This window comes from Steroidobacter flavus, from assembly GCF_042651805.1.
GTDB classification, from domain to species: domain Bacteria; phylum Pseudomonadota; class Gammaproteobacteria; order Steroidobacterales; family Steroidobacteraceae; genus Steroidobacter; species Steroidobacter flavus.
The window spans coordinates 439901-462856 of the sequence record NZ_JBHSDU010000001.1 but is presented as its reverse complement, the minus strand read 5'-3'; the positions used below and the strand labels follow the sequence as shown (position 1 = coordinate 462856).

Sequence of the window (22956 nt, the reverse complement as noted above, 5' to 3'; positions counted from 1 at the left end):
GAGCCTCCAGAATGTTTCAGTCGAAAGCATTGGCGCTGACGCTGCTCGCGAGCGCCGCAACGTCGGCACAGAGTTGGGACGTGTCCAGTCCCGGTCAGCCCTATCGCGATGTCGAGTTCACTGTGCAGGAAGGCACGTGGATGAGCGTGGATGTGAGCCCGGATGGACAACAGCTGGTGTTCGATCTGCTTGGCGACATCTTCACGCTGCCGGTGAATGGCGGCGAGGCGAAGCTGGTTCAGGGCGGACCGGCGATGCAACGCACGCCGCGCTTCAGTGCCGATGGCAAGCAGCTGTTATTCGTGAGCGATGCCTCGGGTGCGGAAAACGTCTGGATCTCCAACGTCGATGGCAGCAATGCGCGAGCGGTCACGCATGAAACTCGTGATCTGATTCAGGCGGCCAACTGGGGGCCGGATCAGCAAAGTGTGGTCGCGTCGTTCATCCCCGCGCGGCATCCGATGCGTCTGAGCGCTGAGATCAAGCTTTATGAGCTGGGCGGGGGCAGTCGGACGCTGGTGCCGGTTCCGAAGAACCTGCGGGATGTCGCCGAGCCTGAGATGTCGCCAGATGGTCAGTACGTATACTACACGGAGCGTCTGACCACGCCGAATATTTATATCGACGCCAATCACATCAACTACGCGGTCAAGCGACGCGACGTGCGCACCGGCGAGAGTGAGGAGCTGGCGAGCGGCTGGGGCGCAGCACTCGCGCCACAGATCTCGAAGAGCGGCAAGCACCTCGCGTTCGTGCGTCGGGTCAAAGACAAGACGCTGTTGTTTCATATGGATCTCACGTCACGCGCACAACGCGCGGTCTATGACGGGCTCGATCGCGACCTGCAAGCGTCGTACGAAGCGCAGGTGAACTACTATCCCGGCTACGCCTGGTTTCCGGATGAAAAGCACATTGCCATTTGGGCGCAGGGCAAGCTGATGAAGATCGATGTGGAAACCGGTGCGGCCACACCGATTCCTTTCCGGGCACATGTTCGTCAGCGCGTCGTCGAGCCGGTGCGTTTCGAACAGGACCTCGCACCCGCTCAGGTGCAGGTGCGTGCGATCCGCGATCTCGCGGTGAGTCCCGATGAGAAGGTGACGATCTTTACTGCGTTGAATCGTTTGTGGCGTCGTGCCGGAGCCGATGGCAAGCCGACGGCGTTCGGTCGACCGAGCGCGGCGGGCTTCGAGCCGGCATTCGCCAAAGATGGCAAACGCGTCGTCTATGTCGAATGGGATGATGAGCGAGGCACCGCGCTCAACGTCGCCAATGAGAACGGCAAAGGCCTGCGGACGATTGCCACGAGTCGCGGCGTGATCCGTCAGCCGCAGTTCTCTGCGGACGGCAAGCGCGTGACGTTTCGCATTCAAGCCGCCGACGTGAGCATGGGCGGGGCTCGCGCTAAGCCTGGCATCTACTGGGTGGATGCCGCAGGTGGCGAGACTCACTTCATCGCCGAAGGTGACGACGCGCCACAGTTCTCACCGGACGGCCAGCGCGTGTACTTCGTCGTGTCGGACTACTCCGGGCCGAGCGTTGCGCAGAGCTTGCGTAGCGCGACGCTCGATGGGTTTGATGTTCGCGAGCACGCTCGCACGCCGGATGCCGATACCACAGACCTGCGCGCCAGCCCCGATCTGCGCTGGATCGCATTCCGGGATCGGCAGCAGTATTTCGTCGTGCCGTATCGGGAGACTGGCTCGCCGCTGCGAGTGAGCGCAAATACCGCTGAAGTCATAGCCACGAAGCTGACGACTCGCGGCGGCTATGCGCTCACTTGGGCGACCGATTCCCGGTCGCTGCATTGGGCCTTGGGGCCTGAGTTGTATCGAGTCAATGCACCGTTTGCCAATGCATCGGCCAACTCGCAGGGCTCGATTAGTTTGACAATGCCGTTGGATGTCCCCAAAGGCACCGTCGCATTCACCCACGCGACCATCGTCACCATGCGCGGCGATGAGGTGATCGAAGACGGCACAGTGGTCGTGACTGGAAATCGAATCGCCACACTCGGTCCTTCGGCCAGCGTCACCGTGCCGGCGGGCGCCAAGATCCTCGATGCCGCCGGCAAGACCATCCTGCCGGGACTCATCGATGCGCACGGTCACATCGACTGTTGCTACGGTACCGGCACGTCGCCGCAGAAGCAGGCGAGCCGTTACGCGGCACTGGCGTTTGGGGTCACCACCAACTTTGATCCCTATCCCAATGAGCTGACCAGCTACGAGAGCACCGAAACGACGCTCGCCGGACTGAACGTCGGGCCGCGCTGGATCGGCACCGGCGGCGCGCTGTGGGGTCGATCGCAACAGCCCTCGAATCTGTATGAGCCCATCGAAACGCTCGACGATGCCCGCAACGTCATGGCTCGCAAGCGAGCGATTGGCGGCATGATTGTGAAGAGCTATCGCTATCCGGCCCGGCGCGAACGCCAGCTGTTGATCGCGGCCGGTCGCGAGGCAGGCGTGATGGTCGATATCGAAGGCGAAAGTCAGTTCTATAACAACATCACCGCCGTGCTCGATGGCCACACCAACCTGGAGCACAACCTGCCGTTCGCAAACTACTACGACGACATCGTGCAGTTGTTCGCGCAGGCGAAGGTGCACAACACGCCGACCTTGGTGGTCAACTTCGGCGAGCTGTTCGGCGAGAACTATATGTATCAGCACACCGAGGCCTGGAAAGATCCTCGGATACAGACCTTCGTGCAGGAAACATTGAGCGGCTACAGCCCGCTGGGCACGCCCTATGGCGCGCCACCGTATGCGCGTGCCATGAGTTCCATCAACGTCGCCGATGAGTTGTGGGAGATCGGATTTCGCGGCGTCGCTCGTGCCACCGCGAAGCTCGATGCGGCTGGTGTCGTGATCAATGTGGGCTCGCACGGCGAGGTTCCCGGGCTGGCGATGCATTGGGAGATGCGCTTGCTCTCCCAAGGCGGGATGAGTCCGATGCGGATCCTGCATGCCGCCACGATCAACGGCGCCCGCACGCTCGGCATCGATCGACAGATCGGCTCGCTCGAGCCCGGCAAGCTGGCGGATCTCATCGTGCTCGACCGCAATCCGCTCCAGGACATCGCCAACACCGACAGCGTGCGGCTCACCATGGTGAACGGCCGCCTCTATGACTCGATGACCATGAACGAGACCGGCAACTACGATCGCCCTCGCACCAAGTTCTATTGGGAGCTGCAACAACGCAACGGCATCGATTGGAACGAAGCATGGGGAGGGCGTTGAACATGCGCCCGTGTCTGATGAGCGCGCTGTTGGCGTGCGGTGTCGCGAGTGCGGCTACGAACTGGGATGTCGAGAACACCGGTCAACCGGCGACGGACGTAGCGTTCGACGTCGAGGAAGGCACCTGGATGAGTGTCGACGTGAGTCCGGATGGCCATACGCTGATGTTCGATTTGCTCGGCGATATCTATTCGTTGCCGGCGACCGGGGGCGAAGCGCGCCTCGTGCATGGTGGCGCAGCCATGCAACGCGCGCCGCGTTTCAGCCCCGATGGCAAGCAAATGCTTTACATCAGTGACGGAAGCGGGGGCGACAACGTATGGTTGTCCAACGTCGACGGCTCCGCTGCGCACGCCGTGACTTCGCAGACTGTGAATTCATTGACCGGCGCACAGTGGTTGCCCGATGGGCAATCGTTTGCCGCGGCACAGTTGTTCTCGGGCGATGACAAGTTGCATGCGGCGGAGCTGCGCTTGTTCGAGCTGTCGGGTGGCGAGGGGCGGATGCTGGTGCCGGCGCCGGCCAGCGGTGAGAACGTGCATGAGGCGCAGTTCTCGCCAGACGGCCGCTATCTCTACTACACCGAGAAAATCACGCCGCCGTCGAACTCGGTGGTGTATATCGACGCCAACGCCATTCACTACGCGGTCATGCGTCGAGATCTGCGCACGGGTGCGACCGAGTCGTTGATTCGCGGCTTCGGCAGTGCCACCACGCCGCAACCTTCGCCCGATGGCAAGCACATCGCCTTCGTGCGACGGGTGAAGGCTAAGACGGTGCTGTTCAGTTACGACATCGCAAGCGGCGAGCAGCGGCCCATCTACGATGCGCTGGATCGAGATGCCCAGGCCGATTACACCTGGCAAGGCATCTACTATCCCGCCTTCGACTGGTTCCCGGACAGTCGTCACGTGGCCATTTGGGGCAAGGGCAAGCTCTGGAAGATCGATATGGAGAATGGCTCAGCGACGCCGATTCCATTTCGGGTGCATGCCAGGCACAAGGTGACCACGCCGCCAAGATTCACGCACGATCTCGCGCCCGAGCGTTTTCCGGTGAAGGCGATCCGTCAGCCTGCGTATTCGCCGGACGGTGACACGGTGATCTTCAATGCGCTCGGTCGCTTGTGGCGGAAGTCCGGCGCGGCGACACCGACGCGTCTGACCAAGACATCGGCGCTGGAGTTCGAGCCCGCATTCTCGGCCGATGGCAAACGGCTCGCGTACGTGGAATGGAGCGATGAGGTCGGCGGCGCGTTGAAGCTACTCGAGCTCGCCAGCGGCACATCGCGCTCGCTCATGACCAGCGGCGGCGTGTTGCGTGCGCCATCGTTCTCTCGCGATGGGCGGCGTCTGGTGTACAAGATCGACGCGGGCGATCGTTGCCTCGGCGGTCACGAAGCGAAGATTGGCATCTACTGGATGGAGCTGAGCACCGGCGAGAATCACTACGTGACCCTCCCGGGCGAAGCGCCGATGTTTGCTCCGGACGGCAAGCGCATCTACTACACCGTCGAAAATTACGTCGACCACCAGACTGTCACGACATTGGAAAGCGTGGATCTGAACGGGTTGGACAAGCGCGTGCACGCGGTGACGCGCGACGCCGATACGTCAGAGTTGCGCCTGAGCCCGGACCTGAAGTGGCTGGCGTTCCGCGACCATCAACAGTACTACGTTGGCAAGTATCGGGAGCTTGCCGAGCCGTTGAGGGTGAATACCAGCGGCGATTCATTCAAAGCCGTGCAGATCAGCGATCTCGGTGGCTACGGTCTCAAGTGGTCGGCGACCTCGCAGCGTCTGCACTGGTCGGTGGGCAACATTCTCTACACGGCCCCGATCGGTGCGCAGCTCGATGCAGGACAGGCGCCGACGACCAAACAAGTCGACGCGGGGCTGACTGCGCCGGTGGATCGGCCCTCGGGCACGGTGGCATTTGCCAACGCCCGCATCATCACCATGGCAGAGAATGCCGCTGGCGATGGCGTCATTGAACGTGGCACGTTGGTGGTCAAGGACAATCGCATCGTTGCGCTCGGTGAGACGCAGAGCGTCGCGATTCCGGCGGGCGCGAAAGTCATCGATGTGACCGGCAAGACGATCATGCCCGGGCTCATCGACATGCACGGCCACATCAACAATTGTTACTACACGTCGTCCGGGCTGATGCCTCAGAAGCAGCAGTCCCGTTACGCGGACCTCGCGTATGGCGTCACGACGAACTATGACCCTTACACCTCCGAGCTGCCGAGCTATTCGCAGGCCGAGATGACATTGTCGGGCGACATGGTCGGACCGCGCGCCATCGAGTCTGGCTTCATTGCGTTCGGTCGTAATGGCAAGGGCGACAACGCGTTTCTGCCGGTGAACAGCTACGAGGACGCGAAAGTGCTCATGGAGCGCAAGCGGGCGCTCGGCGGCATCATCGTCAAGAGCTATCGCCAGCCCATGCGCAGCCAGCGTCAGCAATTGATCAAGGCCGGTCGCGACACCGGCATCATGGTGGACGTGGAGGGCGAGAGCAATTTCTTCAACAACATCACCATGATTCTGGACGGCAACACCAACCTGCAACACAACATGCCGGTGGCGACGTACTACGACGACGTCGTGCAGTTGATGGCGCGTGCCAAGAGTTTCCATACGCCCACGCTGGTGATGACGTTCGGGGAGCTGCTTGGCGAGAACTACATTTATCAGCACACTCGGCTGTGGGACGATCCGAAAGCACAGACGTTCATTCAGGTGACGACCAGCGGTTACAACCCGCTGGGCTCGCCGCACTACGCGCCGCCCTATGTCCGTGGCATGACCACGATCCACGCAGCGGATGAGATCTATGACATCGGCTTCCGCTCGGTATCGCGCTCGATGAAGAAGCTCGATGACGCGGGCGTGACGGTGAACGCGGGCTCGCACGGCGAAGCGCCCGGGGTGGCTCAGCATTGGGAGATGTGGCTGCTCGCCGAAGGCGGCATGAGCAATCTTCATGTGCTGCGCTCGAGTACATTGAATGGCGCCAGGACGCTCGGCCTCGATAAGCAGATCGGCTCGCTCGAAGTGGGCAAGCTCGCCGATGTCATCGTGCTGGATGGCAATCCGCTCGAAGATATCCTCCAGACCAACACCGTGCGCTACACGATGGTGAACGGCCGGCTCTATGACTCATACAGCATGAACGAGATCGGGCTGCGCGAGCGGCCGCGTGGCAAGTTCTATTGGGAAGTGGGCCACACTCAGAACATCATCGATTGGAAAAAAGCCTGGGCGCATCAATAGCGTGAATACCGCCAACCTCGAGAGTGATGTCGCCGTGCCACACCCAGTCGTGGCCGGCGAATTCCTGGGCCATCCTCGCGGCCTGGCCTATATCTTTTTCACCGAGGCCTGGGAGCGGTTCTCGTTCTACGGCATGCAGGCGCTGCTGATGCTGTACATGACCGGCTACCTGTTGCAGCCGGGCGCGGTGGAAGGCATTGCCGGCTTCGCGGGGTTCAAGGGCGCGCTGGAGATCGTGTTCGGTGAGTTGTCGACACAGGCGTTGGCGTCGCAGATTTTCGGTCTGTACGTCGCGCTCATCTATTTCACCCCCATCGTTGGCGGTCTGATCGGCGATCGTCTGATCGGACGCACCCGAGCGGTGCTCGCGGGAGCGTTGCTCATGGCCGCGGGCCATTTCATGATGGCTTTCGAGGCGGCGTTCCTGCCGGCACTACTGTCGTTGATCCTCGGCTCCGGCTTGCTGAAGGGCAATCTGGCCGCGCAAGTTGGCGCGTTGTATGCAAAGGACGATCGCCGGCGCGATAGTGCGTACACGGCCTATGTCACGGCGATTAATATCGGTGCGTTTGTGTCGCCGTTGGTGTGTGGCTCGCTCGGTGAGTTGTACGGCTGGCACTACGGCTTCACGGCCGCAGGCTTTGGCATGCTGATCGGCATCGTGATTTATCTATCGGGTCGTCATTACTTGCCACCCGATTCGCCGCGACACGCTTCGTCGAGAGTGAAACTCGAGCCGGGCGATGCCCGAGTGATCGTGGCGTTGCTGGTGCTGTTGGCGCTGACGTCCACGTTCTGGATCGTGCAGGCGCAGGTCTGGAACATCTATCCGTTGTGGCTGCGGGATGTCGTTGATCGTCAGTTGTCCGGCTTCACGATTCCGGTCACGTGGTTTCAATCGCTGGACGCGCTGGCGGTGCTGGTGCTCGCGCCGTTCACCGTGCTGTTCTGGCGCTGGCAGTCGAAGCGAGCCGCCGAGCCCACCGACCTCGTGAAGATCGCATTGGGCTGCGGCTTCTTCGGGTTGTCCTGCGTACTGCTGGCCCTGGGGCAAGCGCTGGCAGTTGAGGGGCGCGTGCTGGTGGGCTGGCCCGTGGTGTTTCACTTCCTGGTCGCGGCCGGCTATCTATATGCAGCGCCGATTGCGTTGTCGCTCGTGTCGCGGGCGGCACCGACCGCGGTGAATGCGATGCTCGTCGGCTCGTATTATCTGGGCATCTTCATCGGCGGCATCGTCAGCGGCTGGCTGGGGCGCTTCTACGAATCGTTGCAGCCGAGTGTGTTCTGGCTATTGCACGCGGCGATCGGCATCGGCGGAGGCGTGGTGATCCTCATCTTCAAGCGGCGCTTCGTACGCGAGCTGCGGCTGGGTTAACGCAGTCGTTTCCGAAGCGCCGAGGCTCGTCATTTCTTGCGCGAGCCCACCTGCTGCCAGTGCCCGGGATTGAGCACGAGCTTGCCTTTCTCAGTGAAGCTCAGGGTCGTCGGATAACGGCCGGGGACGACGAATTCCGTCTTCGACGCCGGTAACAACTCCACCGTGTTCTCTTTGCGAATCGCGAACGCCGGGCGTGCGCCGCTGGCCTGTGCTACGAGCTTGTTACCTTCGACAGTCACACGCACGCTCACATTCGGGCTGAAGACATAGTCGCCCGCGAAGGATCGTAGCTGCGCGGTGGTGAATGTCACATTGGGATCGGGCTGCTTGATTTGCTGCTGCGGCGGGATCGAGGCCAGCACCGCGTCCCACATCAGTTCCGAGGCGATGATGTCGAGATCCACGTTGGGAGTGGGGGACTCATCGACCGGGCCCTCCAGTTCGGCGGTGGAGACCGCATAGAGCACATCGCCATCGAGCTCTGTCGCGAACGGTTGCAGGGCGCGGCCCATGGAAGAATGCACTTGCGTGGCAAGCCGCTCCAATCGCGCGCGATCCAGCTTTTGATTGGTAATGACCAGGCTGACGGTGGTGTTGCGCTTGGCATCGAGTTTCTGGGCCATCGGTCGCCACGCGCCTTGCTTGCTGCTCGCTGGGAAAGCGCCGAACAACTCCGCTGTTTTCAGCTCGCCCTGCGGCCAGTCTTTGTCGCGATAACACGCCGCGACTCGTCCTTCACGATCCGTGACGACGCCGACCGCGTTGACCACCGTGAACGCCGCGATCTTCAAGTCGCCGATTTGTTTGAAGGCGCCGCCTTGTCCCGAGTACGCGCCGCAATCGAAGATGTGACCGGTCTTCGCCATGCGCCCCGCGCCGCGCGCACCCAGAGGAAACATTCCGGTTCGGGCGGCACGCGCCGCAGCCTGTGCCAGCCGCTTGTCGGGATAGATTTCGTTGAGGCGTCGATCGCCGAAGTCATAAATGATGGCGCCCACCGAGAGCGCGAGGTTGGTCCAGATGCCGTCGCGAATATCATCGTCCTTGAGAGCGGTGGCCACCGCGGTCGTGCTTTCGAGGCCGTACCACGAGCCGCCGGAGAACACGACCGAATCCACTTCGGGCACTTCGTAACCGATGCGCAGATAGTCTGTATTCACCGTGCCGGGACCGCCGCCGCGCACGTCGACCGCCGCATGCACGCGTCGATCGAAGCGGAAGACGGTGACGCCCGTCGGGCCTTCCTCATATTCGCCGGTGCCGACCGACACGGCGGGCCAGTCGAACTTGAGCACGTTGTCGCCGGCATTCAGCACCGGCTGCAACGACGATTGATCGTCGGCCGCGTGGGCCGCGCCCGAGAGAGTTGCGGTGATGGCCAGAGCAATGAGCAGCGATCGCCGGACGATCATGTCGCCTCCAGAAATGAGCAAACGAGGGTGGAACGGCGATGATGACGCCAAAGCCGCGCCCAGGTTTGGGATGCCGCGCCGCTCGTGGTGAGCGCGGCACACCGCGTGACGTCGCTAGGAAGTTTTCAGGTTGGGAAAGTCGGCGCGCACGGCGTCGGTGAGCCAGTCACGGAAGCGGCGGATGAGGGAAGAATCCCAGCGGTTGGCTTTGGCGATGAAATAGTAGGTGCCCATGGCCTGCGGCTGAAAGCCGGCCTTGCCTGCACCGATATCGACCAGGCGACCCGCCGCGAGGTCTTCGCTTGCGATCACATAGTTGGCGAGTGCGATGCCGCGGCCTTGGCAGGCCGCATGCAATGTCAGGTGCCCTTGCCACAGGCGCGGACCGGTCAAGTCCGCGGCGTCTTGAACCTGATACGAGCCCAGCCAGTTGCGCCAGCGGTCGAAACTTTCTTCATGGAGCAGCTGATGCTGGAGCAGGTCGCGAGGCTCGTGAATCGGCGCGCTGCGCGCCAGATAGTCGGGATTGGCAACCGCGAGCACGGGCGAGTGCACGATCAATGAGCTGCGGAATTCCTCCGGCGGCTCCGATTCGCGGTTGTAAGCGGCGACGAAACGGATTTCGACATCGGCGTCGAAGCTCAAAAAGTCCGGTCGGCGCTCGGCCGGATGCACGGTGTAGAAGCCCGGATGAGATTCCTCGAAGCTGCCGAGTCGACGTGACAACCAATGCAACGCGAAGCCGGGCATGCAGCGGATGTGCAGGCTGCCGGTATCGCCATGCTTGACGAGATCGGCGGTCGCGGCGGCGATCGCATCGATGGCTGCGGCGATTTGCTTGTGGTACTGCGAACCTTGCTCGGTGAGCATGCTGCCCGACGGCGTGCGCACGATGAGCTTGGCGCCGACCCAGTCTTCGACGGTGCGCAGGTGGCGGCTGATGACGGTCTGGTCGCGGTACAGATAATCGGCGGCTTTGCGAACTCCGCCGAGTTGGGCGACCGCGTCGAACGCCCGCAGCGCTTCGAACGGCGGGAGTCCCTTGCGAGGCGGCAGCCGCGGGCTCGGGACGTACAGCTCAGTCTTTTCATCGCCCATCTTGGATCCGATTGTGTCACAGCGGTGATCCCTCGGCACCAGGAGCTGCCAAGTTCGCATCTTCCCAACGCGAAGGGGCTGCCACCATACGACACTCATCGAACAGCGAGAACCCGAATGTCTCAACGAACGAGCCTGATCGCCGTCTTGATCGCGAGCGTCCTGACCGGCTGCTCGCCGCGCCCGACCGAAACCGTCTCCGCGAACGCCGGTCCCCATACTCACATCGTGTGCCCGACGGCGAACATGGCGACCGACTGCGCCTTCGCGGGTGGCGCCGGCATTCAATCTGCAATCGATGCGGCCGCCGACGGCGATACCGTCCAGCTCCGCGCCGGTACTTACAGCGCGACGGCGGTGCGAGACGTGCCCTACAAGATCCATACGATTCGCGGTTTCGTCGTGGTCGATGGCAAGCGATTGAGCCTGGTGGGCGAGCCCGGCGTCGTGCTCGACGGCGGCAGCGGCCCTCGCAGCACCGGCATCGTCGTGAATCGTGCCGACCTCGAGGTACGCGGCCTCACCTTGACCGGATTCAAATTCGACGTCGAGGAGGATGAGATCTACGAAGGCCACGGCATTTTCGCGATCGACAGCCGCGTGAGTCTGCATGACGTGACCATCGAGAAGTATCAGAAGATGGGCCTCACCGGTCGCGGCGATACCCTTCTGGATGCTGACGGGCTGCGTATCCTCGATGGACACGTCGCGATCTGGTTGCACGAGACGGCGTATCTGCGCCTGAGCAATGCCGTGATCCGGGGCAACGATTCCAGCGCCATCGCCGCCTACGACAAATCGACGGCGCATGTCGCGCACTCAGTCGTTGATCGGAACATCGATGACGGTCTGTACACAGAGCACGAAGCGTCGATCTATGTGACGAACTCGATCCTGTTGAACAACGAGCCCTATGCGGCGCATGCCCTCGGCAACAGCAAGATCTGGATAGGCTACAGCGCGCTGTTCGGCAATGAGAACGCGATGCTCGCGAAAGATGCGGCGTCGGTGCGCAAGGGGCCGAACGTGATCGAGCAAGATCCGAAGCTCGATGCGGACTATCGCCAGCAGCCGCAGTCGCCGCTGGCTGGCAAAGGCGATCCGGACTTCGGCTCGCCAGTGGGCAGCCCGTCGCAAATCGGGCTGCGCTAACGCAGTCGAAGGCACGCTGGCGTCACAACACCTGCGCCAGCGTGCCGAGCAACTGATCGACGTGCTCTTGTTTGAAGACCAGGGGCGGTCGGATCTTGAGCACGTCGCCATTGCGACCGGCCGAGCCGATCAACACGCCACGTTGACGAAGCGCGTTGACGATGCGAGTGGTCTCCGCTTTGCCTGTAGTGATTTGCGCGCCGATGAACAGACCCGCGCCACGAATCGCGCCGAGCGTGGGATGACGTGACGCAAGCTCCTGCAAGCCGCGACGCAACTGTGCACCGATCTCGCGAGCGTTCGTGATCAGTTGTTCCTGCTCGATGATGTCGAGGACCGCCAGTGCAACGGCGCACGCGACGGTGTTGCCACCGAAGGTGTTGAAGTAGCGCGTCTGTCGCGCGAACTCCGCAATCACTTCCGGCCGTGCGATCAATGCCGAGACCGGATGTCCATTGCCCATCGGCTTGCCCATGGTGACCAGATCCGGCACGACGCCGTGCCGCTGAAAGCCCCACATTGAATGACCGGTGCGACCGAAGCCTGGCTGCACTTCATCGGCAATCAACAACCCCCCGGCTGCACGCACGTGCTCGGCCGCCGCCGCCAGATAACCCGGCGGATCTGCACTGACGCCATCGCTCGAGAAGATCGTGTCGACCAGCAGTGCAGCGGGTTTCACACCGGCGGCTCGCATTGTTTCGATACAAGCCTGCACGCGCGAGGCGAACTGACTTGCGCTTTCCTGGTCGATCGGTGCCGGCACCGTATAGACATGCGTGCCGAGACGGCCCATGCCCGACGAGGGCGACATGCCAGCCAGCGTTTCCGTCGTGCCGTGGTAAGCCCACTCGCTAATGATGACGCCCGTGCCGCCGGTCGCCACCTTGCTGACACGGATGGCGAGATCGTTCGATTCGCTGCCGGTGCAGGTGAAGATCGCCGTCGCGAGCTCCGATGGGAAGGTTGCAAGCAACCGCTCCGCCAGCTCGAGGGGCTTCTCGGTGAGATAACGCGTGTGTGTATTCAGCAGCGCGGCCTGATGAGCCAACGCTTCGACGACCTGCGGATGACAATGGCCGACCACCGGAACGTTGTTATAAACATCCAGGTAGGCGCGACCGTCCGGACCATACATCCATACGCCCGAGGCGCGCGTGATGTGCACTGGCTCTTCGTAAAAGAGCCCGTAGGTCGGCGCAAGCAGGCGACGGCGACGCGCGAGCAGGTCAGCGGTACTGGAAGATGAGCTCGACATCAGGCGGGTCTCTCGGCAGTGGCCAGCAGCGTTTCGGCGATCAGCATGCGTTTGCTGACGAAGTCGCGGGTGACTCGGGCGTAGTGTGTGTTGGTGGGATTGCGATGACGATGCCACGAGGGAATGACCGCGCTCATTACAATGCGCGCGACGATCAGCTCACGCAATATCGCAAGCTCGGACTTCAGCAGCGGCGTTACGCTTTCATAGCCGGCGAGCAATTCGGCGACGACCGGCTCGGCCTCGTGCGGTTCGCAGATCTGCTCGGCCATCATGATGGCGACATCGGCGATCAGCGGGGTATGGACCGTATCGCCGAAGTCGATGATGCCGGCGATCCGATCATCGTCGTTGTCGGCGACCAGGATGTTGCGATCGTTGAGATCGTTATGGGTCACTTGCTGGCGGACCGTGGCGAGCCGGGGAACGATGTCGGCCTCGAAGTGAGCAATAAACTCTGCGATGAGATCGGCGCGCGGGAAGTCGGGCAGCTCCTGGAGCAGGTCCTGCATCTTGGGCAGGTGGCACAGATTCCAGAGAATCGGGCGATGCGCGGCGGGATGTGAGAAATCGCGCAGGGCAAGCGACAGCCGTGCCGCGAGCTGGCCGCAATGCCGGCGTTGTTCAGCCGATCGTTCCGCCATTCGCAACGGTTTGCCGGCGACCCAGGTCAGCATGCGAGCGGACCTGACGGTGCCGTCCTCGTCATGCACTTCGGTTTGGGCGCGGCCTGCCAGATCCCGATGCACGTGCGGGCAGGGCAGCGTCGGATCCACCTGCTCGACATGCAGAAGTGCGGCCGTCAAAAGCTCCAGAAACGCGCGCTCTTCCAGGGGATTCGCGACCTTGAGCACGTACATGGCGCCATCCGGCGTCCGCAGCTGGAAGTTTTCGTCGCGCTCGCCGGTCAGGCGCTGGGCAATTGCCTCGATCCCGTAGCAATCGAGTGCAATCCGCTCGGCGTGGCCGGTCGACACCGGGGCTGCTTGGGCGGTCATGCCTGACAGCAGTTCACTGAGTTCTTTTCGCATGGCCTCAGGATTAACACCCGGCGCGGGCCGGTCGAACAAGTGTATCCGCCGCGTGCCGCGGTGAGCCGAGCGCACCGACCGAGGCGGGGTCTGGCCCTTTTAGCGAGTGTTGCGCGTCCCGATCCCTGGGTATGATCCGGAAAAAGCTACAGCTCGGGTCGACCCAGTGTCGTCATCCTCGGCATTCGCGCTCACCAAGATCCGGCCGCCACGCTCGCGGGGGCATTTGGTCGTGCGCCCGACGCTCGAGCGCCGGCTGGCGCAGGCGTTGGCGAGTTGCCGATTGACGGTCCTGGTCGCGCCGGCCGGTTTCGGAAAAACCGCCGCACTGACCAGACAACTCGAACTGGTGCCCGAAGGGACCGCCGTCGCCTGGATCGGGGCTGACGAGGACGATGATCTGCATCGTTTCCTGGCTTGTCTCTTTGCCGCGCTCGAAGCGTTCGACTTGCCCTGGCGAACGGCGCCGGATGCATTGGTGGCCGCAGCTGTGAATTCCTCCCGCGAGCGACGTGCGGTCGCCAACGAGTTGTTGAATGCGCTCGCGGCCTGCGACTCGCCGCGTGGTCTCATCGTCATCGACGATGCGGAGCGCATCACCGATGACGAGGTGTTCGAGTTCGTCGATTTGTTGCTCGAACGGTTGCCGGAGCGCTGGGGCTTTGTGATCGGCAGTCGCAACGATCCGCCTTTGGCGCTGGCCCGGTTACGTGCAACGGACGATCTGGTCGAGATCCGTCAGGCACAGCTGCGCTTCGATCGCGACGAGATCGTCTCACTCATCGCTGCGAGCGGACATGCGATTGCGGAATCCGACGTGACCCGTCTGCTTGCACGCACACGCGGGTGGGCGGCGGCGCTGCGTCTCACTTTGAGCGCGATCCGTTCAGGGGAGGAAACGACGCGGCCGGCGCCGGCGAGAGCGTTGGATCGACAGGTGTTCGATTATCTCGCGGCCGAAGTGCTCGATGACATGTCGGTCGAGCTGCGGACGTTTCTGATGCGTTGTTCGGTCCTGCCGGAACTGACCGTTGCCCGTTGCTCAGCGATCTCAGGGAATCCACGTGCGGCCGCGCTGCTCGATGAAATCGAACGTCGCGATCTGTTCGTCACGGTGCGCGATGGCCCGGAGCTGACGCTGACGTTGCACGATCTGTTTCGCGAATGTCTGAACGATCGACTGCGACGCGAGCTGCCCGATGAAGTGCCGAATCTGCTGCGCGCGGCCGCGGATAGCGAGCCGGATCCGATTCGCCGGCTGTCGTTTCTCGTCAGCGTGGGGGCATGGGCGGAGGCGGAGTCCACACTCAACGATGTGGCCAGCCAACTTCTCGCCAATGGTGTCGTCGAGGCTGTGCCGCGATTGATCGCGCAGTTCCCGGCGGAGCGACGCAAGTCGTCGCCGATGATTGCACTGGTGCGTGCGTGGACCGCATGGTGGCGCTGGGACTGGTCGCAAATGATCGATGATGCTCGCGACGCGGTCGCAGGCTTTTCACGACTGGGAGACGAGCCACTGCGCCAGCGCGCGTTGATTGCCGAGGCCATTGCGCTGACCGGAAAGGGCGCGCCCGCCGAATCGGCCGTCAAGCTGGCCGAGATTTCCTGGGACGCGCTCGATCTGGATACGCGAGTCGTTGCGTTCGCCTTGCATGCGTGGCACGCACTCGATAGCGGCGATTTCGGTGCGGTCGCGGGCCGCTATGCCAAGGCGGTAGAACTGCTCGAGCGGCTCGACGGCACGCAGATCTGGATTCACGTGTTCGGCCGACCCTTGTACGTGCGCTTGCCGGGAATGCGTGAGCCGTTGACGCGCTTCGTCGAGGCGGCAATGCGTCGGGGTATCGAAGCGCCTTCTCAGATGCAGACGATTGCGACGGTGATGGCCGCGTGGCTCGCATTGTGGCGCGGGGAGCGTGAGCAGGCCATGGAGTTGATCGTCGCTGCCGAGGCCGACGCGCGTTGGCTCGGCATGCCGACCAACTTGAAGATGTTTCTAAATACCTTCCGGGCGGCGGCCCACGCCATGACCGGCGATCGAAACGCCGCCCTGCAGGCAATGCGCGAGCTGCTTGCTTACTTCGACGAGGACTCGCACATTCGTCTCGGCCAGTCTACGTCGATGCTGGGGCACTATTTGTTTTACGGCATTCGGATAGCCGATGCCGTCGGCGATGCTCAATCGTTGCGAGAGTTCGCCGCTCGCATGCCGCCGCCGGAGCGGATCACCAACGCGCCGATGTTACGTGCACCGTTGCTCACGTTGCCAGCGCGTCTGGCTGCCATTGACGGTCGGCATGCCGAGGCGTGCGAACATTGGTCGCGTGCGTTGGTCGATGACACGGCCATCGATATCATCGGCCAGGCCCATGAAGCGAGAGTTCGCTACGCGGGTTCTCTGCTAGCGCTGGGTCGTCGTGCGCAGGCGGCTGTCGTCTTGCGTCCTTTGTTTGATGAGGTGGCGGCGACGGGAGAAATCGGCGGCGCGTTGCTGGCGGGCCCGGCCGCGATTTCGCGATTGGCCGCGGCGCCGTGGCGGGATGAGCTCGAGCCAGTCCAGCTCGCCCAGCTTCGCGATTGGGCCAAGCGGGGTCAGCCGGCGAGCGTCGTCGGGAATGAGACGGACTGCCAGAACCGGCTGACCCTGCGTGAGCGCGAAATTCTTCAGCGCATCGCCGCGGGCGATACAAACAAACTCATTGCACGTGCGTTCGATCTCAGCCCGCATACGGTGAAGCGCCATGTCGCCAATATTCTCGACAAACTGGGCGTGACTTCGCGGGCCGAAGCCGTGCAAACCTATCGAAGCCAGCTCTGATACTAATGGGCATGGCCCGCGGCATGGCCCATTGAGGCCACGCGGATAGCCCACTGCAGGCGATGCCCATGCCAAGGCATGGGAGCACCATCTCGCCATGAGTTTCAAAGTTCTCATGGCTGCGGCGATCACTGCTTTTTCGGGCAAAGTTCTCATGGCTGCGGCGATCATTGTCCTTTTGGGCGTGGTGCCTGTTGCTCGTGTCGATGCGGCCGCGTCGACGCAACCCTTGCCTGTGCACCTGAGTGACACCGGCCTGTTCGTCAAAGGCTCGACGACCGAAGTGCATCCGGAGGTCGTGTCGTTCTCTCCGCAATACCCGCTGTGGTCCGACGGCGCGATCAAGCGGCGTTGGATCTATCTGCCGCCCGGCACTTTCATCGATGCGAGTCGTCCCTCGGCGTGGGAGTTTCCGGAGGGCACGCGGCTGTGGAAGGAATTTCGATTGGAGCGGCGCGTGGAGACGCGGTTCATCGAGCGTCTGGCCGATGGGTCGTGGCGATACGCGACCTACGTTTGGAGCGAGGACGAGAAAGACGCCGTGCTCGCGTCGGGAGACGGAATTCCTTCGCTCGCGCTGAACAGCACCGAGCCACGGAAATATTCCATTCCTTCCGAGTCGGATTGTCGCGCCTGTCACGAAGGACCTGCCGTGCCGGTGTTGGGCTTCAGCGCGCTGCAGCTCTCGCCCGATCGCGATCCGCTGGCCGCGCATGGCGAGTCGCCCCGTTCAGATGAAGTCGATCTGAGTCAGTTGATCGAGCGTGGGTTGGTAAGAAATCTACCGGAGTCGTTGATCAAGACGCCGCCGCGTATCAGCGCCGCATCGCCGACGGAGCGCGCCGCGTTGGGTTATCTGCATGGCAACTGCGGTCATTGCCACACCGATTCGTCGGATGCGTCGGTGCCTATCGACTTGCGGCTGGCTCAAGGCGTCGCCGATCCGGCCAGCTCGCAAAAGGTCTTGCGATCGTTGCGATCCTCCACCGCCCAGTTCCGATTGCCGGGCACGACCACAGCCGTGCCGCTCGTTTCGCCGGGTGCGTCTCATGACAGCGCGTTGCTGATGAGGATGCGATCGCGCGACGCGAGCGTACAGATGCCGCCACTTGGCACGGCGATGCCTGATTCCGAAGGTCTGGCGCTGATCGCGCGCTGGATCGACCACGACATGAATCCATCCACCTCCAGGGAGTCAACAAGATGAAACCCGCTGCCTCGTTCCTTACGATCATTCCAACGTGTGTGTTCCTGCTGGGCGTCGCGACGCCGAGCGCAGGCGAGGAGGTCACGCCAGCCGACAGCAAAGTGGCGCGTGGTAAATACCTCGTGACCATTACCGCTTGTAACGACTGTCACACACCGCTCAAGGTCGGGCCGAACGGGCCTGAGCCGGATATGAGTCGTATGCTGTCCGGTCACCCCGAGTCGCTGACGATGCCGACGGCACCGACCTTGCCGCCGGGCCCGTGGACTTCATCGTTCGCTGCGACCAACACCGCCTGGGCCGGGCCCTGGGGTGTGAGTTTCACCGCGAACCTCACGCCGGATCAGGAAACCGGGCTGGGTCGCTGGACGGTGCGTAATTTCAAAGACACGATCCGCAGCGGTCGTCACCTCGGCCGCGGTCGGCCCATCCTGCCGCCCATGCCCATTCCCATGTACAAACAAATGACCGATGCTGATCTGGAAGCAGTGTTCGCCTATCTGCAGACGATACCCGCAGTCAGCAACCGCGTGCCCCAGCCGCTGCCGCCGCCGGTAGCTGCGACGACTGCGGCGACGGAACACTAACGCTCGAGGAGTTGCTCATGACCAAGCCAATCATTGCTGTCGTTGGCGCCACCGGTGCACAAGGGGGCGGCCTCGTGCGCTCGATTCTTTCTGATCCTGATCGCGCGTTCAGCGTGCGCGCGATCAGCCGCAAGATCGATTCGCCCGCCGCGCGTGAGCTGGCCGGGAAGGGGGCGGAAGTCGTGTTCGGCGATCTGGACGATCCCGCGAGTCTGGAGCGGGCATTCAAGGGCGCCCACGGTGTGTATGCGGTGACCAACTTCTGGGAGCATTTCTCTCCGGAGCGCGAACACTCCCAGGCCCAGAACATCGCGGATGCGGCCCGTCGCGCTGATGTGAGCCACATTATCTGGTCCACGCTCGAAGACACTCGCGAGCGTGTGCCTTTGCACGACCAGCGCATGCCCACGCTGATGCAGCGTTACAAAGTGCCCCACTTCGATGCGAAGGGCGAGTCCGATGCGTTGTTTCGCGGATTGCCGACCACGTTTCTGAGGACATCCTTCTATTGGGACAATCTGATTTATTTCGGGATGGGCCCGCGACGGGGCGAGGATGGCACCCTGAACTTCTTGTTGCCCATGGGCGAGCAGAAGCTGGCCGGCATCGCGGCCGCGGACATCGGTGCCTGTGCGTTCGGGATTTTCAAGCGCGGATCGCGCTTCATCGGGCAGACGGTCGGCATTGCCGGCGGACACCTGACGGGCAGTGAGATGAGTGCGGAGCTGTCCGCGGTTTTGGGAGAGCCAGTCCGGCATGTGTCGATGCCGCACGCCGTTTATGCGCAACTCGGCTTTCCAGGCGCGGAGGATTTGGCCAACATGTTTCAATACTACTGCGACTTCAACGCCGAATTCTCCGCACAGCGGCCGGTGGCATTGTCGCGTGAGCTGCATCCGGGGCTGCTGAGCTTCGGCCAGTGGGCTGCCCTTCATCGCGATCGTTTGCGAGCGTCGTTGCGGGAGACATCATGATTACCGACACCACGACCGGCACGAACATCCAGGAGATCGGCGAGGGCATCTACCGGATCAATACGCCCGTCGCGATCGGTCCGGGCCGGGCCTTCAACTTCAATCAATACCTGGTCGTCGACGACGAGCCGGTGTTGTTTCATACCGGCCAGCGCAGCTTGTTTCCGGTCGTCCAGGCGGCGATTGCCAGCGTGATCCCGGTTGAAAATCTCAGGCATGTGGGGTTGTCGCATTTCGAGGCCGATGAATGCGGCGCCTTGAATTCTTTCCTCGCGGCGGCTCCGCAGGCTGTGCCGTTCTGCAGCCACATCGCCGCAATGACGAGCGTGGGCGACTTTGCCGACCGTCCACCGCGCGCACTAACGGATGGTGAGGAGTTCGTCACCGGCAAGCGTCGGTTCCGTTGGTTCTTTACGCCGCACGTCCCGCATTCCTGGGAGTGCGGATTGTTGATGGAAATGACGACGCGGACGTTCTTCTGCGGCGATCTGTTTACTCAAGGCGGTAAGGGCGAACGAGCGCTCACCACCGATGACATTCTCGAGCCGAGCGAAGCGTTCCGTCGCCCGATGGATTACTTCGCCCACGCGCCACAGACCGCGACGATACTCGACAAACTCGCGGATCATGAGCCGACGACGCTTGCGGTCATGCACGGGAGCGCGTGGCAGGGCGACGGCGCACAGTTGTTGCGAGCGTTGGGGGCCCGGCTCGTCTAGCTATTTGTAAGCGATGGCGGCGCTACACGGACCTGCCAGGTGCAGGACTTCGTAACGCTGGAAGCCGGCGGATTGGCACCAGGTCCAGAAGTCCGCGCCGGTGAAATCGAAGGCGTCGCCGAATTCGATGAGCATGTTCAGCGACATCATCAGACCGAACGCATTCTCGCGGCGCGCATCGTCGATCAAGTTTTCGATGGCGATCAACGCACCGCCGGGCGGCAGCGCCTGATAGGCGAGCCGGATCAGGTGCTGTTTCTTTTCCAGATTCCAGTCGTGAAGTATCAGGCCCATGGTGACGACGTCGGCGCGCGGCAGCGGCTGCTCGAAGAAATTGCCCGACACGGCTTGCACACGATCTGAAAGCGCCGCTTTGTCGATCCAACGTCTTGCGATCGGCTCGACCTGCGGCAGATCGAAACTCACACATTGCAGATGCGGATGACGTGTCGCTACCAGCGTCGAGAGCAGGGCGGTCGCGCCGCCCACATCGCAGAGGGTTCGATACTTTGAGAAGTCGAACTTCTCGGCGAGTGCTTGAAAGTTCGGTGTGGAGATGCCGCGCATGGCGCTCATGAACTGTTCGAGTCGCGCCGGGTCCGCATACAGCGCTTCGAACATCGAGCTGCCGGTGCTCTTGATCTCGTTTTGTGGCCGGCCCGTTTTCAGCGCCTCGCTCAGATCGCTCCAGAATCGGAACAGGCGGTGACTGCACATTTCGAGAATGCCGCCCATGTAAGCCGGCTGATTCTTGTCCAGGAACTGCGCGGTGCTCGGCGTGTTTCGGTAGCGCGCGTTGATTCCGTCACCGTCGCGCTCGAGAAACTGCAGCGCGGTGAGCGCATCGAGAAAATCCCAAATGCCACGCGGATGCAGTGATAGCGCGCGACCGAGCTCTTCACCCGTCATCGCGTTGGCGCCCAACTTGGTGAAGACTTCGAGCTCGACGGCGGTCAGCAAGACCTTCGATGGCCAGAAGCCGAAGCCGACTTCCAGGATACGCGCGAGGCCGTTGGGAGATTCGCTCATGACGATGCTCACGAACAGAGTGAAGGGAAGTCCTTCAGATCTGCGGTCCGTGCAGGCGAGAGCGAATGATAAGGAGCTTGGCTCCTCGAACGGAAGCAGGAAAGTTGTTGCGACGCGCCCGACGATCGCTTAGAGACAGCCGCGTTCCCAGGGCCCGGTAATCGCGTAGGTCGTGCCAGGATATTGCAAATGGCAGAACAGCCAGTGGCCGCCCGGGCCGAACTGTACGCCGGCGTATTCACTGCGGCCGATGCCGGTTTCACCGAACGGCTCCAGATCGAGCGGCGTCGAGTTCTCCGCGAAAGCAAACATTTCGCTATCGAGACTCAAGCCGCGCAGGCCGGTGGTGCCGCCGTCGATGTCCTCGCCATCGCCGTCTTCGGCGATCAGCCTTTTTGGGTAGCTCTTGGAAGATCAACGAATCCCGCTTTATAGGGCGTGCTTATTGCCGGATGATGACTACGATGAAATGCACCTCGGGTGACGAGTGAAGTTTGGGGTTCGCAGTTACTTGACGCTATAGCCGCGTCCTTCGAGGCACGCCGTCATCGCGCGTCGATAGTCGGCGCGCTTGCTGGCGTTCTGAGTATCGGCGACGCCGCCGCCGGGTTGGGTCGGGTCGAACTGGGTTTCGTCTTTCGCCCAGCGGTGACATTCATAGCGGTCCTTGGCTTGTTGATCTGCCGATTGGCCGTTCTTCGGATACGTGAAGAGATCGTCGCTGCCGGCGCTGCTCGAGGGGCTGGCGGCCTGCTCAGGCGGGTCGACGACTTCATAGGAACGTTCTCGCTCGCGCCACAGGTAATAGGTGTCGTCAGCGTAGAAATATCGGGCGCCGCCGAACCAGACGGTTGAGTAAAAGGGCGGCAACACGGGGACGAACACACCGATGGGTGCGTGGACGACCACGAAGCTCGGCCCACGAGGTGCGTACCAGACGCCGCGCGAATAGAAGTAGCGACTGCCGCCAGGGGCAACGATGGCGTGTCGTTCGCGAGGCAGAGAGCGGACGACGTAACCTTCGCGGGGATAGTTGCGATCGGGGCCGCGGTCACGGTCGGGGCCGGGCGCGGCGTGAGCCACTTGAGTGAGACACAAGGCAACGCACGCCAACCAGCTCAAACTCATTCGCGTATTCATGACAAAGAATCTTCCGATCAATTCGTGCTGTAGCCGCGGCCGGCGAAACAAGCGGCGATTGCCCGGCGATAGTCGCCCGCTTTCTGTTCGACTGCTGAATCGCGGCTTCGTTGCGCGTCGCTACGGGCTTGCGATATCTCCTGAGTGCGCTGGTCGCGTTGTGCATCGGTCGCGGCTCCAACAGCGGCTCCAGCAATAGCACCCACCGCAGCGCCTTCGCCGCTCGCGTGCGGACCGCCGATGATGGCGCCGAGCACGGCACCGGTGACGGCAGCACCAGGAATCGAGCTGGGCGCTTCGGGCGCTCGCACGACTCGAATGCGAGTGTGTTGTGGAAGATTGGGGGCGCTCGGATCGAATCCCGATTGCTTCACGGCCCAGAGATGGCACTCGTAACGATCGCGGTCCTGTTGTTCCGGCGTCTGATCCCGGAGTGGATAAGCGTAGACGACGGAGTCCTGGGCAGGCGGCGGCGCAGGCGCGGCCACGGGCGGCGCGGGCGGTGGGCTACTGACCGTCGGGGGAGTCGATGCGCAGGCGCCGAGACTCAGGCAGGCGGCAATGGAAAGTACAGCTCGTTTCGCGGTGTCCACGAAGTTCACCTGGGGCGTGACATCGTGACTCCAA

17 protein-coding genes are annotated in these 22956 nt (G+C 62.5%); 10 read left to right on the top strand and 7 right to left on the bottom strand.

Going from position 1 to position 22956, the window contains the following annotated elements:
- Positions 1 to 11: 11 nt before the first annotated feature.
- The 3 genes from ACFPN2_RS01870 to ACFPN2_RS01860 are packed head-to-tail and all read left to right on the top strand — an operon-like array spanning position 12 to position 7901.
- Positions 12 to 3248, top strand: a complete 3237-nt coding sequence (locus ACFPN2_RS01870) for an amidohydrolase family protein (RefSeq protein ID WP_380594403.1) — start codon at positions 12 to 14, stop codon at positions 3246 to 3248.
- 17 nt (positions 3249 to 3265) lie between these two features.
- On the top strand, positions 3266 to 6526 hold the full coding sequence (locus ACFPN2_RS01865) for an amidohydrolase family protein (RefSeq protein ID WP_380594401.1): 3261 nt from the start codon (positions 3266 to 3268) through the stop codon (positions 6524 to 6526).
- A gap of 34 nt (positions 6527 to 6560) precedes the next feature.
- On the top strand, positions 6561 to 7901 hold the full coding sequence (locus ACFPN2_RS01860) for a peptide MFS transporter (RefSeq protein WP_380594399.1): 1341 nt from the start codon (positions 6561 to 6563) through the stop codon (positions 7899 to 7901).
- Between the two features lie 29 nt (positions 7902 to 7930).
- Here ACFPN2_RS01860 and ACFPN2_RS01855 read toward each other — a convergent pair whose 3' ends face one another.
- Both ACFPN2_RS01855 and ACFPN2_RS01850 read right to left on the bottom strand, forming a co-directional pair.
- Positions 7931 to 9316, bottom strand: a complete 1386-nt coding sequence (locus tag ACFPN2_RS01855; protein ID WP_380594397.1) for a P1 family peptidase — start codon at positions 9314 to 9316, stop codon at positions 7931 to 7933.
- A 114-nt stretch (positions 9317 to 9430) separates the two neighbouring features.
- Entirely contained in the window at positions 9431 to 10414 is a 984-nt protein-coding gene (locus ACFPN2_RS01850; RefSeq protein ID WP_380594395.1) for a LysR substrate-binding domain-containing protein, read from the bottom strand.
- Positions 10415 to 10531: 117 nt separating this feature from the next.
- Between ACFPN2_RS01850 and ACFPN2_RS01845 the strand changes: the two genes are divergently transcribed.
- Positions 10532 to 11566, top strand: coding sequence for a right-handed parallel beta-helix repeat-containing protein (locus ACFPN2_RS01845; RefSeq protein ID WP_380594393.1), 1035 nt, complete (start codon positions 10532 to 10534; stop codon positions 11564 to 11566).
- Positions 11567 to 11588: 22 nt separating this feature from the next.
- On the opposite strand, the gene ACFPN2_RS01840 is transcribed toward ACFPN2_RS01845, so the two are convergent.
- Both ACFPN2_RS01840 and ACFPN2_RS01835 read right to left on the bottom strand, forming a co-directional pair.
- The gene (locus ACFPN2_RS01840) at positions 11589 to 12824 is read right to left on the bottom strand and encodes an aspartate aminotransferase family protein (RefSeq protein WP_380594391.1); all 1236 of its coding nucleotides are present in this window, start codon (positions 12822 to 12824) and stop codon (positions 11589 to 11591) included.
- Positions 12824 to 13894 carry a phosphotransferase gene (locus tag ACFPN2_RS01835; RefSeq protein WP_380594389.1) on the bottom strand — a complete coding sequence of 357 codons (1071 nt, stop codon included), beginning with the start codon at positions 13892 to 13894 and terminating at the stop codon, positions 12824 to 12826. Before ACFPN2_RS01835 ends, ACFPN2_RS01840 begins: the two co-directional genes overlap by 1 nt.
- A 127-nt stretch (positions 13895 to 14021) precedes the next feature.
- Between ACFPN2_RS01835 and ACFPN2_RS01830 the strand changes: the two genes are divergently transcribed.
- The 5 genes from ACFPN2_RS01830 to ACFPN2_RS01810 all read left to right on the top strand — a co-directional run bounded on the left by ACFPN2_RS01830 (position 14022) and on the right by ACFPN2_RS01810 (position 20160).
- Positions 14022 to 16673, top strand: coding sequence for a winged helix-turn-helix domain-containing protein (locus ACFPN2_RS01830; RefSeq protein WP_380594387.1), 2652 nt, complete (start codon positions 14022 to 14024; stop codon positions 16671 to 16673).
- 97 nt (positions 16674 to 16770) lie between these two features.
- Positions 16771 to 17880, top strand: coding sequence for a hypothetical protein (locus tag ACFPN2_RS01825; RefSeq protein WP_380594386.1), 1110 nt, complete (start codon positions 16771 to 16773; stop codon positions 17878 to 17880).
- On the top strand, positions 17877 to 18467 hold the full coding sequence (locus ACFPN2_RS01820; protein ID WP_380594384.1) for a diheme cytochrome c-553: 591 nt from the start codon (positions 17877 to 17879) through the stop codon (positions 18465 to 18467). The genes ACFPN2_RS01825 and ACFPN2_RS01820 overlap by 4 nt, the downstream gene beginning before the upstream one ends.
- Positions 18468 to 18484: 17 nt before the next feature.
- Positions 18485 to 19441, top strand: coding sequence for an NmrA/HSCARG family protein (locus ACFPN2_RS01815; protein WP_380594382.1), 957 nt, complete (start codon positions 18485 to 18487; stop codon positions 19439 to 19441).
- Positions 19438 to 20160 (top strand): oxygen-binding di-iron domain-containing protein, encoded by a 723-nt coding sequence (locus tag ACFPN2_RS01810; protein ID WP_380594380.1) that lies wholly within the window; start codon positions 19438 to 19440, stop codon positions 20158 to 20160. The genes ACFPN2_RS01815 and ACFPN2_RS01810 overlap by 4 nt, the downstream gene beginning before the upstream one ends.
- Here ACFPN2_RS01810 and ACFPN2_RS01805 read toward each other — a convergent pair whose 3' ends face one another.
- Positions 20161 to 21189 carry a methyltransferase gene (locus ACFPN2_RS01805; RefSeq protein ID WP_380594378.1) on the bottom strand — a complete coding sequence of 343 codons (1029 nt, stop codon included), beginning with the start codon at positions 21187 to 21189 and terminating at the stop codon, positions 20161 to 20163. It abuts the gene before it with no gap.
- A gap of 189 nt (positions 21190 to 21378) precedes the next feature.
- Here ACFPN2_RS01805 and ACFPN2_RS01800 point away from each other — a divergent pair, with 189 nt between their 5' ends.
- Positions 21379 to 21624, top strand: a complete 246-nt coding sequence (locus tag ACFPN2_RS01800) for a hypothetical protein (RefSeq protein ID WP_380594376.1) — start codon at positions 21379 to 21381, stop codon at positions 21622 to 21624.
- A 72-nt stretch (positions 21625 to 21696) separates the two neighbouring features.
- On the opposite strand, the gene ACFPN2_RS01795 is transcribed toward ACFPN2_RS01800, so the two are convergent.
- Together ACFPN2_RS01795 and ACFPN2_RS01790 are read right to left on the bottom strand one after the other, a co-directional pair.
- Positions 21697 to 22329 (bottom strand): DUF6515 family protein, encoded by a 633-nt coding sequence (locus tag ACFPN2_RS01795; protein WP_380594374.1) that lies wholly within the window; start codon positions 22327 to 22329, stop codon positions 21697 to 21699.
- 17 nt (positions 22330 to 22346) lie between these two features.
- Positions 22347 to 22922 (bottom strand): glycine zipper family protein, encoded by a 576-nt coding sequence (locus ACFPN2_RS01790; protein ID WP_380594372.1) that lies wholly within the window; start codon positions 22920 to 22922, stop codon positions 22347 to 22349.
- Positions 22923 to 22956 lie beyond the last annotated feature (34 nt).

Bases quoted from the DNA above. Each gene is read 5' to 3' on its own strand.
- ACFPN2_RS01805 (WP_380594378.1), bottom strand. From the start codon at position 21,189: ATGAGCGAATCTCCCAACGGCCTCGCGCGTATCCTGGAAGTCGGCTTC.
- ACFPN2_RS01850 (WP_380594395.1), bottom strand. From the start codon at position 10,414: ATGGGCGATGAAAAGACTGAGCTGTACGTCCCGAGCCCGCGGCTGCCG.
- ACFPN2_RS01845 (WP_380594393.1), top strand. From the start codon at position 10,532: ATGTCTCAACGAACGAGCCTGATCGCCGTCTTGATCGCGAGCGTCCTG.
- ACFPN2_RS01865 (WP_380594401.1), top strand. From the start codon at position 3,266: ATGAGCGCGCTGTTGGCGTGCGGTGTCGCGAGTGCGGCTACGAACTGG.
- ACFPN2_RS01870 (WP_380594403.1), top strand. From the start codon at position 12: ATGTTTCAGTCGAAAGCATTGGCGCTGACGCTGCTCGCGAGCGCCGCA.
- ACFPN2_RS01815 (WP_380594382.1), top strand. From the start codon at position 18,485: ATGACCAAGCCAATCATTGCTGTCGTTGGCGCCACCGGTGCACAAGGG.
- ACFPN2_RS01825 (WP_380594386.1), top strand. From the start codon at position 16,771: ATGAGTTTCAAAGTTCTCATGGCTGCGGCGATCACTGCTTTTTCGGGC.
- ACFPN2_RS01820 (WP_380594384.1), top strand. From the start codon at position 17,877: ATGAAACCCGCTGCCTCGTTCCTTACGATCATTCCAACGTGTGTGTTC.
- ACFPN2_RS01855 (WP_380594397.1), bottom strand. From the start codon at position 9,316: ATGATCGTCCGGCGATCGCTGCTCATTGCTCTGGCCATCACCGCAACT.
- ACFPN2_RS01810 (WP_380594380.1), top strand. From the start codon at position 19,438: ATGATTACCGACACCACGACCGGCACGAACATCCAGGAGATCGGCGAG.
- ACFPN2_RS01840 (WP_380594391.1), bottom strand. From the start codon at position 12,824: ATGTCGAGCTCATCTTCCAGTACCGCTGACCTGCTCGCGCGTCGCCGT.
- ACFPN2_RS01800 (WP_380594376.1), top strand. From the start codon at position 21,379: ATGGCAGAACAGCCAGTGGCCGCCCGGGCCGAACTGTACGCCGGCGTA.
- ACFPN2_RS01795 (WP_380594374.1), bottom strand. From the start codon at position 22,329: ATGAATACGCGAATGAGTTTGAGCTGGTTGGCGTGCGTTGCCTTGTGT.